The 16,208-nt window shown below is 38.1% G+C and carries 15 protein-coding genes; all 15 read left to right on the plus strand.

Going from position 1 to position 16,208, the window contains the following annotated elements:
• Positions 1-10 precede the first annotated feature (10 nt).
• Positions 11-445: a PTS sugar transporter subunit IIA gene (locus tag ACFSMW_RS16905; RefSeq protein ID WP_390357470.1), complete on the plus strand. Its 435-nt coding sequence runs from the start codon at positions 11-13 to the stop codon at positions 443-445.
• 16 nt (positions 446-461) lie between these two features.
• Positions 462-743, plus strand: coding sequence for a PTS sugar transporter subunit IIB (locus ACFSMW_RS16910; protein WP_390357471.1), 282 nt, complete (start codon positions 462-464; stop codon positions 741-743).
• Between the two features lie 34 nt (positions 744-777).
• Positions 778-2,142, plus strand: coding sequence for a PTS ascorbate transporter subunit IIC (locus tag ACFSMW_RS16915; RefSeq protein ID WP_390357472.1), 1,365 nt, complete (start codon positions 778-780; stop codon positions 2,140-2,142).
• A gap of 44 nt (positions 2,143-2,186) precedes the next feature.
• Positions 2,187-4,190: a transketolase gene (gene tkt / locus ACFSMW_RS16920; protein ID WP_390357473.1), complete on the plus strand. Its 2,004-nt coding sequence runs from the start codon at positions 2,187-2,189 to the stop codon at positions 4,188-4,190.
• Positions 4,191-4,505: 315 nt separating this feature from the next.
• Positions 4,506-5,177 carry a GntR family transcriptional regulator gene (locus tag ACFSMW_RS16925; protein WP_390357474.1) on the plus strand — a complete coding sequence of 224 codons (672 nt, stop codon included), beginning with the start codon at positions 4,506-4,508 and terminating at the stop codon, positions 5,175-5,177.
• Positions 5,178-5,214: 37 nt separating this feature from the next.
• Positions 5,215-5,919: a DUF2848 family protein gene (locus tag ACFSMW_RS16930; protein WP_390357475.1), complete on the plus strand. Its 705-nt coding sequence runs from the start codon at positions 5,215-5,217 to the stop codon at positions 5,917-5,919.
• Positions 5,919-6,716 (plus strand): carbon-nitrogen family hydrolase, encoded by a 798-nt coding sequence (locus ACFSMW_RS16935; RefSeq protein WP_390357476.1) that lies wholly within the window; start codon positions 5,919-5,921, stop codon positions 6,714-6,716. Before ACFSMW_RS16930 ends, ACFSMW_RS16935 begins: the two co-directional genes overlap by 1 nt.
• 11 nt (positions 6,717-6,727) lie before the next feature.
• On the plus strand, positions 6,728-8,023 hold the full coding sequence (locus tag ACFSMW_RS16940; protein WP_390357477.1) for an MFS transporter: 1,296 nt from the start codon (positions 6,728-6,730) through the stop codon (positions 8,021-8,023).
• Positions 8,024-8,398: 375 nt separating this feature from the next.
• Complete coding sequence (locus ACFSMW_RS16945) at positions 8,399-11,173, plus strand: sigma 54-interacting transcriptional regulator (protein ID WP_390357478.1); 2,775 nt, start codon at positions 8,399-8,401, stop codon at positions 11,171-11,173.
• A 156-nt stretch (positions 11,174-11,329) separates the two neighbouring features.
• Positions 11,330-11,749, plus strand: a complete 420-nt coding sequence (locus ACFSMW_RS16950; protein WP_390357479.1) for a PTS sugar transporter subunit IIA — start codon at positions 11,330-11,332, stop codon at positions 11,747-11,749.
• A 16-nt stretch (positions 11,750-11,765) separates the two neighbouring features.
• On the plus strand, positions 11,766-12,239 hold the full coding sequence (locus ACFSMW_RS16955) for a PTS sugar transporter subunit IIB (protein ID WP_390357480.1): 474 nt from the start codon (positions 11,766-11,768) through the stop codon (positions 12,237-12,239).
• Between the two features lie 19 nt (positions 12,240-12,258).
• On the plus strand, positions 12,259-13,044 hold the full coding sequence (locus ACFSMW_RS16960) for a PTS mannose/fructose/sorbose/N-acetylgalactosamine transporter subunit IIC (RefSeq protein ID WP_390357481.1): 786 nt from the start codon (positions 12,259-12,261) through the stop codon (positions 13,042-13,044).
• Complete coding sequence (locus ACFSMW_RS16965; RefSeq protein WP_390357482.1) at positions 13,028-13,864, plus strand: PTS system mannose/fructose/sorbose family transporter subunit IID; 837 nt, start codon at positions 13,028-13,030, stop codon at positions 13,862-13,864. Before ACFSMW_RS16960 ends, ACFSMW_RS16965 begins: the two co-directional genes overlap by 17 nt.
• Positions 13,865-13,886: 22 nt before the next feature.
• On the plus strand, positions 13,887-14,960 hold the full coding sequence (locus ACFSMW_RS16970; protein WP_390357483.1) for an SIS domain-containing protein: 1,074 nt from the start codon (positions 13,887-13,889) through the stop codon (positions 14,958-14,960).
• Between the two features lie 22 nt (positions 14,961-14,982).
• Positions 14,983-15,543 carry an HAD family hydrolase gene (locus tag ACFSMW_RS16975; protein WP_390357484.1) on the plus strand — a complete coding sequence of 187 codons (561 nt, stop codon included), beginning with the start codon at positions 14,983-14,985 and terminating at the stop codon, positions 15,541-15,543.
• Positions 15,544-16,208 lie beyond the last annotated feature (665 nt).

The following is a 16,208-nucleotide window of genomic DNA, read 5'->3' on the forward strand; positions in this document are numbered from 1 at the left end:
AGTGTAACGTTTGTTAAAAGAAATACTAACAGAAGAAATGATACAGATTCTTCCAAGTGTGGATACTTGGGAAGATGCCATAAAGCAAGGGTCAGAGCCGCTCGTAAGTCGGGAATTTATTAACGCACAATATGTTGCAAACATGATAGATAATGTTAAGGAATTAGGTCCGTATATAGTGATCGCTCCAGATGTTGCAATTGCACATGCCAGGCCGAAAGAAGATGTTTTCAAAGTTGGCTTGAGTCTGCTCAAGCTTGATCATGGTGTCCCCTTTTCCAAAGATGGACATTATGCGTCGTTGATATTTGTATTAGCAGCTGTGGATAACGAGCAGCATCTGCACTTATTATCAGAATTAGCAGCGGTTTTAAAAGATAGTGGGAAAGTAAACCAAATGAAACAGGCGAATTCTGTGAAACAAATTGAACAAGTAATTCAATAATGAGGAGGAAATAGAAATGAAAATGTTAGTTGTATGTGGCTCAGGTTTGGGAAGCAGTTTTATGATTGAAATGAACGTAAAAGATGTGCTGAAGGATCTGAGCGCGGAGGGGATTGAGGTTGAACATAGTGATTTAGGCTCGGCAACATCGGATATGGCAGATCTGTTTATTTGTGGTAAAGACCTCGCTGATGCCGCGTCTGGATTAGGTGAATTGGTTGTCCTGGATAATATTCTGGACGAGAATGAATTGAAAGAAAAAATTGGAGATAAATTAAAAGAAAAAGGCGTTCTTTAGGACGCAACTATACGGGTAAAAGGGAGGGAGTTCTTTGGAGAAACTATTATCTGTTTTGGTAGATATATTGAGTCAACCTGCTGCGCTGGTAGCTATTATTGCACTGGTCGGTTTAATCATGCAAAAGAAATCTGCAGCTGATATCACGAAAGGTACAACAAAGACGTTTCTTGGTTTTATCGTTTTAAGTGCTGGTGCTGGGGTAGTTTCCAATTCTTTGAAACCATTTGGAAAAATGTTTCAGGAAGCTTTCGGTGTACAGGGCGTTGTTCCTAACAACGAAGCTATTATTTCAATCGCTTTGGAAAAGTTCGGTACAACAGCCGCGTTGATTATGGTTTTTGGAATGGTAATCAATATTCTGATTGCACGTTTTACAAATTTAAAGTACATCTTTTTAACGGGACATCACACTTTTTATATGGCATGTTTCTTAGCCATATTACTAAGTGTTGCAAATATGAAGGGTGCTTACCTTATTGCGATCGGCTCTGTAGCATTGGGACTGTTCATGGCAATTTTCCCGGCAATGGCACAGCCTACTATGCGCAAAATTACAGGTAATGACAAGGTAGCGTTTGGTCATTTTGGTACATTGAGTTATATTGCAGCTGCCGGTATTGGATCCTTTTTTAAAAAGGGATCGAAATCGACCGAAGACATCAATTTTCCAAAAGGGTTAAGCTTTCTAAGAGACAGCTCAGTCAGTATTTCGCTTACAATGGTCATTATTTATGTTCTCGCAGCATTGTTTGCAGGTTCCTCGTTTATTGAGAAAAATCTAAGTGATGGTACAAACTATATTGTATTCTCTGTTATCCAGGGTGTTACCTTTGCTGCAGGTGTTTTCATCATCTTATCAGGTGTTCGGCTGATATTGGCTGAGATTGTACCTGCCTTTAAAGGGATTTCCGAGAAACTTGTTCCCAATTCCAAACCGGCGCTCGATTGCCCGATTGTGTTCCCTTACGCGCCGAATGCGGTTTTAATCGGGTTTTTCTCAAGTTTCATAGCTGGTGTAATTGGTATGTTCATTCTATTCTTGGCAGGCGGTATTGTTATTTTGCCAGGAGTTGTACCACATTTTTTCCTGGGAGCCACATCAGGTGTCTTTGGTAATGCCAGAGGGGGAATGAAAGGGGCGGTGTTTGGTTCGTTTGTAAACGGTTTAATCATCACATTTTTACCAGTTCTATTTATGCCTTTGCTTGGCGACTTGGGCAACGCCAGCACAACATTTTCCGATACAGACTTCTTGGCAGTTGGAATTATACTTGGAAATATTGCAAAATTCCTTGGACAGCCAGGTATCATTGCAACTATTATCATAGTCGCAGTAGTATCTATTATTTGTAAAGCAAAGATTGGTAAAAAAGTAGAGAGTACGGACGGTAAATAAACACAAGAACTATTTGTCCTACATGACGACTAGGAGGAATTTTGATGGCTAATTTAAATAAAACAATAACTGATGTCTCTATAGCGACAATGCGTACACTCACAATAGATAGTGTAGAAAGAGCACAACATGGTCATCCAGGAATGCCTCTGGGGGCAGCACCAATGGCATATACATTGTGGAAAAAATTCTTGAATATTAACCCAAAGAACCCAATGTGGTTTGACCGCGACAGGTTTGTGCTATCAGCCGGACACGGTTCGATGCTATTGTATAACCTGCTGCATTTATCTGGATTTGATCTTTCACTAGATGACTTAAAGGGTTTTCGTCAGCTGGACAGTAAAACGCCCGGGCACCCAGAATACGGTTATACACCTGGTGTCGAAGCAACTACTGGGCCGTTGGGACAGGGAATACCTGTTAGTGTCGGAATGGCTTTAGCTGAAAGGCATTTGGCTGACACCTATAATCGACCGGGCTATCCAATTGTGGGTCATTATACGTATACTATTTGTGGAGATGGAGATTTGATGGAAGGTGTCTCTAGTGAAGCAGCATCATTTGCCGGACACTTAGGACTGGGGAATTTGATTGTATTGTTTGATTCCAACGATACTTGTTTGGATGGAACGGTAAGTGATTCATTTTCAGAAGATGTCAGGCAGCGTTTTGAAGCTTATAACTGGCAATATTTGTACGTTGCAGACGGAAACGATGTAAATACCGTGGAAAGGGCGATTGCAACGGCCCGACATGAAAAAAATAAACCTACAATCATCGAAATTAAAACCGTGATTGGTTATGGAGCACCTTCTGTCCAAGGTACACACGACGCACACAGTGATCCGCTTGGAAAAGATGAAATAAAACGTACGAAAGCATTTTTACAATGGGATTATGAGGACGAATTTCATATCCCCGAAGAAGTATATGAAGACTTCAGCAGCATCCAAAAGAATGGAGCTGAAAAGGAAGCCGCTTGGAATGAGTTGTTTTCAGCTTATCAAAAGGAATATCCGGAACAAGCTAAGCAGTTAAAAATGCTAATGGATGGAAAATTACAGAACGGCTGGTCCAGCGGGCTTCCAGTATACACAGCAGGAGATAAACTAGCTACAAGGGTTGCAGCAAGTGAAACATTGAATGCGTTGTCAGTAAATGTGCCTAGTCTAGTAGGCGGGTCAGCTGATCTAAATTCTTCAACTAAAACCCATCTAAAAGCATTTGGGGACATGAAAAGCAAGGATTTCAGTGGAAGAAATATAAAATTCGGGGTTCGTGAATTTGCGATGGGTGCCATAGCCAATGGCCTCGCATTACATGGCCTTAGACCGTTTGTCAGTACATTCTTTGTTTTTTCTGATTATCTTCGTCCGGCCATCCGTCTGGCATCGTTGATGAAATTACCCGTAACATATGTATTTACACACGACAGTATTGCTGTCGGGCAGGATGGACCGACTCACGAGCCAGTTGAGCATTTGGCATCATTCCGTGCTATGCCTGGCATTTCAGTTATTCGCCCAGCTGATGCAAATGAAACCAGAGAAGCATGGGTAACGGCCCTGAAGCAACAGGACCGACCAACTATGCTTGTGCTTGGCAGACAGGGAATAACCACATTAGATGAGACTGCAAAACTTGCAGAATTTGGTGTCAGCAAAGGAGCGTATATCGTTTCTCCAGCAAGCCAAGAGCCAAGTGGTATCTTAATTGCAGCAGGATCAGAAGTTCAGCTGGCAGTTGATGCACAACGTAAACTAGCTGAGGAAAATATTCATGTAAATGTGGTTAGTATGCCTTCATGGGATCTTTTCGGGCAGCAATCGGATGAATATAAGGCATCTGTTCTACCACCACACCTCCAACGTCGTTTAACGATAGAAATGGGATCGAAAATGGGGTGGAGAGATTACGCAGGCTGCAAGGGGCAGGTGATGAGTGTTGATACTTTCGGCGTTTCCGGGCCGGGAGAACAGGTAATAGAGAAATACGGTTTTACCGTAGAAAATGTTGTCATTAAGTACAAAAATCTCTTAGACTAGACTAATAAACCAACTCTGCAGCTTTTCTTTAGGCCTTGCAGGGTTGGTTTTCATAGTTTCCTGTTTGTGGAGCAAGAATTTCAAAATATGAAAAATAGGATGTTCTTCTACCTTTTCAATGGCCTTGCTTCCTACTCCTTTACTACTTCAACAATGTATTTTCCCGCTCAGCGACAAGCCTTCAATACCCCTATTATCCAAACAATCACAAGATGAATTGCAATACATGGACTTTTCTATAAAGATATAATATATTGACAATACAAAAATGTATACTGTACAATGTATACATCATACAAATAAGTGAGGATAAAAATGAAAAAGATTGATTTGAAACCGATTGCAAAGAAGAAAACTACGAAAGAAATCGTGTATGAAAATTTGAAGCGGTCCATTCTGACAGGTTCGATAAATAAAAAAGAAATTTTAACGGAAACAATGTTGTCGGAAACCTTGGAAATTTCCAGAACGCCGATAAGGGAGGCGGTAGCTGATTTAATAAAGGAAGGTTTGCTGGTGCAAATTCCTAGAAAAGGATTCCATGTACGGGAAATTACGGAAAGTGAAAAAGAACAAATTATGTTTTTACGGTTATCCATTGAAACAGAAGGACTAAAAAAACTTGTTCCAAATATTACAAAAGAACAACTGCAGTCCCTTCGGAAAATTGTTTCAGAGCAAGAACAGGAGATGCTTCATAATGATCCTGTTACCTATATTGAATTGGACCAAATTTTCCATAGGCAAATTCTATCATTCGCAAATCAAAATTTATTAGAGCAAATATTGCAAGAAATGTATAATCTAACGCGATTGCTTGGCCATCATGCGCTAATGAAAGAAGGCAGGATGGCAGAGGTGATTCAAGAGCACAAGCAAATCCTGCATGCCTTAGAAAATAATGACAGCAGCAAGGCTGTTCAACTAATGGAAAGACATTTAGAGATCACAAAATCCAATGTGAATACTGAGAAAGACAATTCGTAGTAATTAACCGGCAAAATGAACAACAGGAGGGCTAATGATGAAAAAATCACAAACTAATCCTTTATATAATATGGAAATAGAAGGAGAAGAAGCAAAACTAAAAATCAATAAAGCATACTGTATCGGCTATTCCGGAAGGGATAAAGAAAAAACATGGATGCATATCAAAGAACTTACCGAAATCGGTGTGCCAGAACCAAATGAAGTTCCGTCGCTTTATCCAGTAGGTGTTCGAACGGTGACCCAGTTTGAATCGATAGAAGTGATAGGCGATCAAACAAGCGGGGAAGCTGAGATCGTTTTGATTTTTGGAGATTCTCTCCGTGAGGCTTATATAACGGTTGGAAGTGACCATACCGATCGGTCCCTGGAAACAGTGGACATTAATAAGTCCAAGCAAGTTTGTGATAAACCATTTGCCGCCAAGGCATGGAAAATCGACAGTATTCTGCAATATTGGGACCAACTCGTGCTTTCTTCGGAGATGATGGTAAACGGACAATGGTGTAAATACCAGGAAAACACGATATCCTCTATTATTTCCTTAGAAGAAATAAAAGATTTCCTTGAGAAGAAACAGGTTGCTTTAACAAATAGTATTGTGTTTTCAGGAACGGTGCCGCTGCTGGATGGCTTTAAGTATGGTGAGCGATTTAGGGCAGCTTTGTTCGACCCAATTACCAACGACACTATTTCAATAGAATATGAGGTCACTGATATAGCTGTTAAGGAGGAAGCATAATGAAATACTCGATTTATCAGATGGATATTTATCCAGGTAAACCGGAAAAAAACAGACAAAAAGTAAAGCAGTGGGCTGAAAGAGAAGTTGAAAAAAACAATCCGGACACAGTCGTATTACCGGAAATGTGGACTACCGCTTATACGCTCGATGACTTGGCGGAGTGCGCTGATTGCAACGGGGAGCCTACAAAAAGTTTTTTAAGCGACTTGGCTGCGAAATTAAATGTCAATATCATCGGTGGTTCTGTTGCAAATAAAGTGGTGGAGGACTACTACAATTCCTCCTTTGTATTCAACCGTACAGGAAAATTAGTTTATGAATACGATAAGGTTCATCTTGTACCAATGCTGAATGAACCGAAGTACCTAACGGGGGGACAACGAGTCCCGGAAGTATTTGAACTTGAAGGGGTCAAAATGGGATTAATCATTTGTTATGATTTGCGTTTTCCTGAGGTGATCCGGACACTGGCACTGGAAGGAGCACAAGTATTGCATATCGTAGCCGAATGGCCAGATGCTCGGACGAAACATTGGGTGAATCTCCAGATAGCAAGGGCCATTGAAAATCAAATGTATATTGTCTCATCGAACAGAATTGGAATGTATGATGGAACTCGTTTTTGCGGAAATTCCATGGTGATAGATCCATGGGGCGATGTTTTGAAGCAGGGTTCAGAGGAGATGGAAGAGACATTAACGATCCAGTTGGATTTGGAAAAAGTGAAACAAGTTAGAAATGATGTACCTATTTTCAAGAGCAGAGTTCCCCATTTATATAAAACTGGCCTCTAGGAGGGTACGAAATGAATAATCTGGCGAAAGAAAAAGTGTCCGTTGATCAGAAAAAACAACAACGAATTGCAGGTATATCAAGTGTGCTGGGGTCAACCATTGAATGGTATGATTTTTTCCTTTACGGAACTATGGCTGCTCTGGTATTCCCACATTTGTTTTTTACGAATAATGACCCTTATACTGCAACCCTACTGACCTTTACAACATATGCTATTGGTTATATTGCAAGGCCGCTGGGCGGGATATTATTCGGTCATTTAGGTGACAGGATAGGCAGAAAAGTTTCCTTGGTAGCCACATTAGTTATCATGGGAACCATGACTGTTCTTATTGGGTTATTACCGGGGTATGGACAGATAGGTTTGGCAGCACCAATCATACTAACCGTTATTCGATTTGTTCAAGGAATTGCGATTGGAGGGGAATGGCCAGGTTCTGTACTTATTTCGATGGAGTGGGGTACAAATAAAAATAGAGGATTTATGGCTACTTTACCACAAATTGGGGTTCCGCTGGGGTTAATATTGGGGACAGCAGTGACATCCCTTTTTATATCATTTTCAGGTGATAGTTTTCATACTTGGGGTTGGAGAGTACCGTTTATTCTAAGTGTTGTTTTGGTTGCTGTGGGATTAGTCATTCGTTTTAATCTATTGGAAACGCCCTCCTTCCAAAAGGCTTTGGATAAAAAAGAAATGCCAAAACTACCTTTTGTATCAGTGTTCAAAGAATATCCTAAACAAGTTGTCTCAGGCGTATTATCCAATGTAAGCAGCGATGTCGCTTTTGGTGTATTTGCTTTCTACACAACAACTTACGGAACTAGTTATCTGGGTCTGGGTGATTCTGTTTTTGTCAACGCTACACTGGTAGGTGCGATTGTGTCCATATGTGTTATATTTTTGACCGGGTATATCAGTGATAAAATAAGCCCGAAAAGAATACTCGGATTCGGAAATGTACTACTGTTATTATGGGCCATTCCTTATTTTTCCCTGCTAAATACCAAAAGTGTGGGATTGATTTTCCTGGCAATTATTATCGCCTTTATCATTCATGCTACGATGTGGGCGCCGCTGGCTCCGGTAATCGCTTCGAGTTTTCCGACTCACCTTAGGTTTAGCGGATCGGCAATAACCTTTATGCTAAGAAGTGTGATCGGGGGAGGACTTGCTCCATTGATTTCCACGTTTCTTTTAAAGGAGTTTGACAGCGGCTACGCGATCAGTGCATATATTATGCTGACAGCAGTCATCGCATTAATTTCACTTAAATTTGTTAACATAAAGTTTCAAAAGGAGTAGAGCCTAAAGGAATTTGTTCATTCATTGTTGCATAAAGATGTGCTAAGTTTGATGGGCATTGTAGTGTAGACAAGCACATTATTTCAGGTCCCAAGCTGGATGAAGTTGAGACCTGAAATAATGTGTTTTGTGTATGTGAATAAAAGAGTTATTTGCTGACCATTTAAATCATAGAAATCGATGCTGATGTGGAGAAGGGATAATATCATTGAGATATTAGTTTTTTTCAAATCGACAATTAATAACCCCTCAAATTGACATATTTAAATGGTTACAGGTACTGAAGGAACAGTTAATATGCATTTTAGCTTTGTAAGTTTTATAATGAAATGAAAGAATTAATAAAAAGTTATACATTACGAGGTGGTAAAAGTGTTGAAGGAAGATCTACTACACTTTCTAGATGAAAAAACACCTATATTTCAGGTTGGTAGTCCATCAGCGCAAATGACTGCCAAAAAAATAGCGGAGCATTTCAACGTTAAACGAAACACAGTCAGTCATTACCTTAATGAAATGGTAGCAGAAGAAAAAGTGATTAAAATTAATACACGGCCTGTATATTTTTTAAGCCGTTCAATGTTTGAAAAATATTTTTCTCCTGTTGACTCCTGTGTCTTTGACAGTTTCGAGTCTATAACAGAACTGGTTGATAAAGTGAACAGAGATACAGATATATTCGAGCGTTTAATTGGTGTAAATGGCAGTCTGGAAAAGGCAATCGAGCAGATGAGATCATCCATACTATATCCAGGCGGTGGCCTGCCGATTATTTTATGCGGACCGACAGGCGTAGGAAAAAGTTATACTGCTCATCTTATTCACCAATTTAGCATTGAAAAAGAGGTATTGCCAAAAGCAGCACCTTTTATTAGTTTTAACTGCGCACAATATGCAAACAATCCCGAACTTTTATCCAGTAACTTGTTTGGTTATGTGAAAGGAGCTTTTACAGGTGCTGAACGTACGACTGAAGGAATGCTGAAAGCAGCCGATGGCGGAGTATTGTTTTTGGATGAGGTCCATCGCCTAAATGAAGAAGGGCAAGAAAAACTTTTTACATTTCTTGATCAAGGTGTGTACCGGCGAATGGGAGAAACAGAAGGATGGCATCGCGCGGATGTTAGAATTATCTTCGCGACGACACTAAATTTACAAAAGAATTTTCTTAAAACATTTTTGCGTCGAATTCCTATACAAGTAAAAATCCCGGATCTTGAGGAGCGAGGTCCAAGGGAAAAAGCGCAATTTGTAAATATGTTTTTGATTGATGAGTCCAAAAAGGTTAATTTGCCAATACACATTACTGGACGAGCTTTCGATGCACTTACAGGACACCTTTATCCGGGAAACCTAGGCGACTTAAAAAATACTATAAAGACTTTAGTAGCAACTTCGTTTTCAAAAGATAGATATGCGAGTAAAATCAATATATCATTACATGATTTACCAGATGTCATATTAAGAGGTATTATTCAAACGAAGGATCATAAATTTAAGCAAAACAATGAAATAATCATTAACCCATCAGTAAATATGGAGCAGTTAGTGGAATCAAATTATTCAAGTAGCAATGAATTAAAAAAAACTTATGAAAAAATTTTAGGTCTGGTTCAAGATAGTTATCATCAGAAGATGGATAAGAGGCAGTTAGAACAAAGGATTTTCAATGAAATTCTTGGAATCTTTGACAGATTCATTTTTAATTCAAAAAAAAATACTAGTGCACTTATGGAAGTAATAACAGTAAATGTACAAGAAATTCTTGGTTATTTAGAAAACACAAATAACATAAAATTCAACGGGAATACTGTTTTTGCCATGGCTCATTTTTTATATTATAAAGGCAATTCGCCTTTCGCATGGACAAATGAACAAAAAAAATTGATAAATCAGATAGAGCATGATGTTGTCGAAAATTACCAGGCAGAAAATCAATTAGTGAAACAACTTGCTGAACTTTTAAATAATAAGCTGGATGTTAGCATGAGTACGATGGATGAATTACTATTGACATTTTACTTAGGAAGCCAATCTATTGCATGGAACAATGACAACTTCCCAAGAGCAATAATCGTTGCCCATGGGTACGCAACTGCGAGCAGTATTGCGAATGTAGCCAATCGTATGCTTCACAAAAATATTTTCGAGGCTTTCGATATGCCACTTGATACATCTATAGAGGATATTGCAAAAAACGTAAATCAGTATATTGAATACACAGATATAAAAAATGGGTTAGTTATTTTAGTGGATATGGGATCATTGAAGGAAATTTATTCTAAATTCACCAAGTACATGAAAGGACCAGTGGCTATAATTAATAATGTTTCAACGCAGATGGCTATATTCGTTGGGAATATGTTGGAAAGAGGAATGTATCTAGAACAAATTGTTGAGAAAATCAAGGGATCCAATCATACAGAATACAACATAATATATCCGGAAGACCATAAAGAAAAAGCCATCTTGACTTGTTGTTTTACAGGTATGGGAACTGCGATACAGCTTCAAAAATTATTGGAAAATAGTATTCCAAGCGAAATGGAGATAAAAGTCATTCCCTACGATTATCAGCAGCTAGAAGAATTCAGTTTTTCAGATACTTTATTTAAACTTTTTGATGTCCTGGCAATAGTAGGGACTGCAAATCCAGGTGTAAAAGAGATCGAATATATTTCTATTGAAGATTTGATTTCTGGTCATGGTGAAGAAAAAATACGCAAAGTCTTTCAAAAAGAATTAAGCAACCAGGAGATTGAAACTATAAACGATAATATCTTACGTAATTTCTCGCTTGATCGCGTAATTGAATCCGTTACCATACTTGATAAAGAAAAAATTCTTAAGCATGTTGAAGAATTCTTAAATAGATTAGAGTACCTCATGAATAAAAGACTTACGAATGATAAAAAGGTTGCTCTATACGTTCACACAAGTTGTCTTGTGGAGCGGTTAATCCGACAAGAACCGATAGAAAATTATCATCATATAGATGAATTTAAGAAGTGTCAAAAAAATATAATTGAAACTATAAAAGAAGCATTTAGTGTCATTGAAGCGGTTTATAGTGTCAAAATAAACCTTGCCGAAATTGGATATATATTTGATTATTTAATAGCAGAACCTCATGTAGAAGAACATTTCTAGACAAAAGAACACAATTCAGTTTAAGCGTGCCACTTATTTGGCACGCTTTTTGCATATGTAGTATTGAAAAAGAATTTAAAATGAGGGAGGCAAGCGGATTGAAGTTTCAGCAAGACGAAAAAACTTTTTATTTTCTAACAGAAGGAGAGTAACAATTTGAGGTATCTATTACTCGCATCCCATGGGAATCTTGCGGAAGGTATGTTGGATTCCTTGGAAATGATCACAGGTCATCATGATAATATTTTTGTCATCAGTGCTTATAAAAATGACGAAAGTGATTTTAAGTCACAATTGAAATCAGTTCTTGCCCAAATCAGTATAAGTGATGAGTTGATTATTATCACAGATATTTTTGGAGGCAGTGTTAATAATGAAAGCTTAAAAATAATGAACGATAAGAGAGTTCATTTAATTGCGGGGCTAAACTTGGCATTGGTTATTGAACTTGTTACAAGAATGAATAGCAATATATTCACTGATGAACTAATCGAATCATCATTAAAAAATGCTAAGGATACAATGATATATTGTAATCTGATTAGCCAAAAAAAGACAAAAGACGAGGATTTTTAAGAGAGGAAGAATAATTATGATAAAACTACTTCGCGTTGATCACCGTTTACTTCACGGACAAGTTGCTGTTTCCTGGTCAAAAAACCTGGATATCGATAGTCTATTGATAGCAAATGACGATGTACCAGTTAATGAATTAAGGAAAAGTATGATAAAAATGGCTAAGCCACAGGGGATCAAATTAGTCATTAAGAGTATTGAGGATTCTGTCAAAGCTATTAATAGTGGCGTAACTGATAAGTATAAGTTGTTTATTGTAGTGGAAAGCGTAGAAGACGCCTATCAATTAGCAATGGGGACAGAAGGTATTCATCAAATTAATTTAGGTAATTTAAAGAAAACGGAAGAAACAAAACAATTATCAAAGTTGGTTAATATAACTGATGAAGATGAAAGTATGTTAAAAGAATTAGTTGGCAAAGGGATAGAGGTCGAAGCAAGGGCGGTTCCGGGTGATAAGAAATTGAAAATCCAGGATGTGTTGAAATAATTAAAGGGGAGTTAGTCATATGACAGCATTGTTGTTATTTATTGCAGCATTAGCAATGGGTATTTTCGATTTATTAGTAGGAAGGAATATGTTCAATCGTCCAATTTTGACTGGCTGGGTTGTAGGGTTGATTTTAGGAGACATGACTCAAGGGATAATAATTGGTGCCACTCTCGAGTTGGCATTTATTGGATTGTTTGCAGTTGGAGCAGCTGTTCCTCCGGAAATACTGACAGGAGGTATGCTTGGAACAGCTTTCGCTATAGCGTCTGGGACGGGAACTTCAACAGCATTGTTGTTAGCGTTCCCAATAGCCTCCCTGGCACTTATTCTCAAGAACCTTTATATGATTTTGGTTGCCCCTGCTTTATTACATAAGGCAGACAGCTACGCTGAAAGAGGGTCATTACGTGGTGTCGAATTAATGCATTTAACTATTGGAACAGGTTTGTCACTTCTATTGGCCCTGATTGTAGGAGGTTCCTTTGCTATCGGTAGTAATACGGTGAAAAATCTATTAAATATGATTCCAGAATTTGTACAGAATGGCTTGCAAGTTGCAACACTAATTTTACCAGCTCTTGGATTTGCATTACTGGGAAGAATGTTGATCAATAAAAAGGTTGTTCCATACTTTTTTATTGGCTTTGCATTGGTAGCCTATTTGAAATTGCCAGTTATTGCAATTGCTGTGTTAGGTGCGATGGTGGCTCTAATCATGACTAATATCAGTGGTCCACGTCCAAATTTAGCTGGAACAGAGAATCAGGCAATAGAGGGGGAAGATGATGATGAAGACTTCTAAGGACAAAAAAGAGAAGCAGAGTCTATTGAATAAGATTTTTCTGCGGTCATTAACACTCGAATACTCTTTTAATTATGAACGTCAGCAAGCGTTAGGGTTTGCTTTTACGATGATCCCAGCCCTCAAAAAATTGTATAAACATGAAGAAGAAATGGCCAAAGCACTAAAGCGTCATCTGGAATTTTTTAACACCACCCCTTATATTTCGAACTTTATCTTCGGAATAACGGTGGCAATGGAAGAGGAAAATGCGCGTTCGAAGGACTTTGATACAAGTACAATCAATAGCGTTAAGGCAAGTTTGATGGGGTCACTTTCCGGAATTGGCGACTCCTTGTATTGGGGAACGATTAGATTGATTGCAACTGGTATAGGGACATCACTTGCCTTGAAAGGTAATTTTTTAGGGGTAATTCTCTTTTTCCTTATTTTCAACGTGCCGACGGTTATTCTTTCTTATACGTATCTACAAATAGGGTACCGTGTAGGAACTAGTTTTTTAAGTAAATTATCCTCCTCCGGCTTGATGGAAAAACTGACGTATGGAGCTTCTATCCTTGGTCTTCTGGTGATAGGCGGGATGAGCGCCACAATGATTAAAACTTATGTACCGTTAAAAATAGGAGTCGGGGATTCTGCAACGAAGGTTCAAAGCATTCTTGATCAGATTATGCCTGGCCTTATTCCATTAGGGATTTTTTGGGTAATCTATTGGCTGTTAGGAAAAGGATATAAAACAACTACGTTATTACTGGGAATTTTTGTCATAGGAATTCTGTTCACATGGGTTGGAGTCTTTGGCGTTGAACCAACAAAATAAAAAATAGAGGAGAGAAATTTTAATGAACACGATGATGGATTACATTAATGAACAGGAACTAGTATTGAAATCTATTCTTTCCAACCGGGAAATAAACTTAGGCAACTGGCAAAAAGTAATTAAGAATAAAAAGATAAAAAGAATTTTATTTTTAGCTACTGGTTCTTCATTTAATTCTGTTCTTTCAGCAAAATTATATATAGAAGAGATTGCAAATGTTCATATTGATATTGAGGAACCCTACAATTTCAACGAATATGGTAAGGTTCCAAATGACGTGGATATGATTGTTGCGGTGTCACAAAGAGGTACAAGCACATCTACAATAAATGCTGTTAAGAAGGCGAAGTACAGCGATAAACCTGTTATCGTATTGACTTCCATTATGGACAGCCCCATTACAAAACTGGTAGACAATTCATTAGACATGGGGTGCGGCATTGAAACAGTAGGATATTCCACAAAAGGTGTTTCGGCTACAATCTTGTCTTTAATGATTATGGGAATCGACTTGGCAGTTGAATCAGGTCATGTTTCAAGAGATATTGCAAACAGAGAGATGGAAAAATTAGAGGAGATTGTAAATAAAATACCAGACATTATTCTTAAAACCAAAGCTTTTTATCAGAACCACAAGATGCAATTTGATGGGGCGAGTCGCATATCTCCGTTAGGTTACGGGCCGAATGTCGGTACTGTACGTGAAGCAGAAACAAAATTTACAGAAACAGTTCGAGTTCCTACGCAAGGATTGGAAATTGAAGCATACATGCACGGTCCAATATTTGAGCTTCATAAAAATTATATGGTGATTTTTACAGAAATAGAGAATTCGGGACCATATGATCGTTCTAGAAAACTAAATGATTTTGTAAGCCAACATTGCCATAATGTATATACAATTACCAATGGGTCCTCCAATAACGAGGATATTTTAGGACTCCATATAGATGTAGATGAGTTAATGTCACCACTGGCATTAGTGGTTCCATACCAAGTATTGTCATATCTTATCTGTGAAGGCAATGGCGTTGATTTGTCCATACCAGTTTATTCAGATTTCAAAGAAGTAATGGGCAGTAAAGTTACTTGGTAATATATATGTTAGGGGGCTAGCCATGATCTCATGCATTATTTGGGACCTGGGGGAGACTATCACCACACCACCGCCGGGAGGTACGGATTATAAACCATTAGATCAATATAACAATATAGAATTAAGACCTAACGTGGTCAAAACGCTGAAAAAGATAGAGAGTTTAGGGTTAAAAAATGTGATTTTGAGTAATACTGCAAGCAGTGATAGTGCAACAGTAATAAGGATGTTAGATCGATTAGGAGTTCTTGAAATGTTTGAGTATGTATACGCTACTCAGTCAGAATTGGATCCTGACATTCCGCAAAAACCTGATGAAATTGTATTCAATAAAGTATTGCAAAAAATAGGTGTTAAGCCAAAGGACTGTATCATGGTAGGTAATACTTGGGATACAGATATAGTAGGGGCGAATCGTGCAGGTATGCACGCTGTTTGGTTACAAAATCCACTAGTGTCTGTCAGAAAAAACTGTGAGGTAACAGTAAACACGCCCCCGTGGATTTTGCCCGTTTGGGATGTCGATTCAGTACCAAAAGCTATAGAGCTTATTATTGAATCGAAAAATCATTTTGCAGACTAAATTGAAGTGAGCTGGCCAGAATGTACTGGCCAGCTCACTTTCTGCATTTTTTCGACTGTAGGGAGGTGAAAACTAATACAAGTGAAGCGGTTTCAAGACATTCAGATGGAAACGTCACAAGGCCATTTAAGATAAGGAGTTTCATTTCCTTAACGAACTTACCCAAAATCTGTCATGAACGTTTTATAAAAAATAACTATATATTATATAGTACAAAACAATAATTTGAACTATTTAAAAATATTGACAGATCAATCAGCCAATGTTTAAATTATAATACCTTTTTGCGAGGGTCTTCACCAATGGAACGATTTGTAAAAATACATCCCGCTGGACTCTCGTAATTAGAAATTGGAGGTGGAAATTTGATTTGTAAGAAGAAAATCTTATACCTTAATAAGTTGCAATGATTATCCTACATGTTTGGTCTGACCATAGAGGATTGCCATTTAATGTATTATGTCCTTAAGACTGCTAAGGTGGCCGATGTAGGATTGGGAACTGTTCCGTGGAATGGTATTAAGTTTTCACATATTTGATCAGCAGAAAATGACAAAAAATAGGATGAAATTGCTTTATAATATTTGAATTTTTGGACGCCATAATGATTCAGAAATATTATCAATAACATAATATGGTACCTTTCACAAACTAGACCACTGCTT

Source organism: Tigheibacillus halophilus (assembly GCF_042683165.1).
Classification (GTDB): domain Bacteria; phylum Bacillota; class Bacilli; order Bacillales; family Amphibacillaceae; genus Tigheibacillus; species Tigheibacillus halophilus.

What these genes read in the sequence shown, in the direction of transcription:
- ACFSMW_RS16965 (WP_390357482.1), top strand. Translation starts at nt 13,028, where the DNA reads ATGATGAAGACTTCTAAGGACAAAAAAGAGAAGCAGAGTCTATTGAAT.
- ACFSMW_RS16975 (WP_390357484.1), top strand. Translation starts at nt 14,983, where the DNA reads ATGATCTCATGCATTATTTGGGACCTGGGGGAGACTATCACCACACCA.
- ACFSMW_RS16930 (WP_390357475.1), top strand. Translation starts at nt 5,215, where the DNA reads ATGAAAAAATCACAAACTAATCCTTTATATAATATGGAAATAGAAGGA.
- ACFSMW_RS16935 (WP_390357476.1), top strand. Translation starts at nt 5,919, where the DNA reads ATGAAATACTCGATTTATCAGATGGATATTTATCCAGGTAAACCGGAA.
- tkt (WP_390357473.1), top strand. Translation starts at nt 2,187, where the DNA reads ATGGCTAATTTAAATAAAACAATAACTGATGTCTCTATAGCGACAATG.
- ACFSMW_RS16955 (WP_390357480.1), top strand. Translation starts at nt 11,766, where the DNA reads ATGATAAAACTACTTCGCGTTGATCACCGTTTACTTCACGGACAAGTT.
- ACFSMW_RS16960 (WP_390357481.1), top strand. Translation starts at nt 12,259, where the DNA reads ATGACAGCATTGTTGTTATTTATTGCAGCATTAGCAATGGGTATTTTC.
- ACFSMW_RS16910 (WP_390357471.1), top strand. Translation starts at nt 462, where the DNA reads ATGAAAATGTTAGTTGTATGTGGCTCAGGTTTGGGAAGCAGTTTTATG.
- ACFSMW_RS16970 (WP_390357483.1), top strand. Translation starts at nt 13,887, where the DNA reads ATGAACACGATGATGGATTACATTAATGAACAGGAACTAGTATTGAAA.
- ACFSMW_RS16925 (WP_390357474.1), top strand. Translation starts at nt 4,506, where the DNA reads ATGAAAAAGATTGATTTGAAACCGATTGCAAAGAAGAAAACTACGAAA.
- ACFSMW_RS16940 (WP_390357477.1), top strand. Translation starts at nt 6,728, where the DNA reads ATGAATAATCTGGCGAAAGAAAAAGTGTCCGTTGATCAGAAAAAACAA.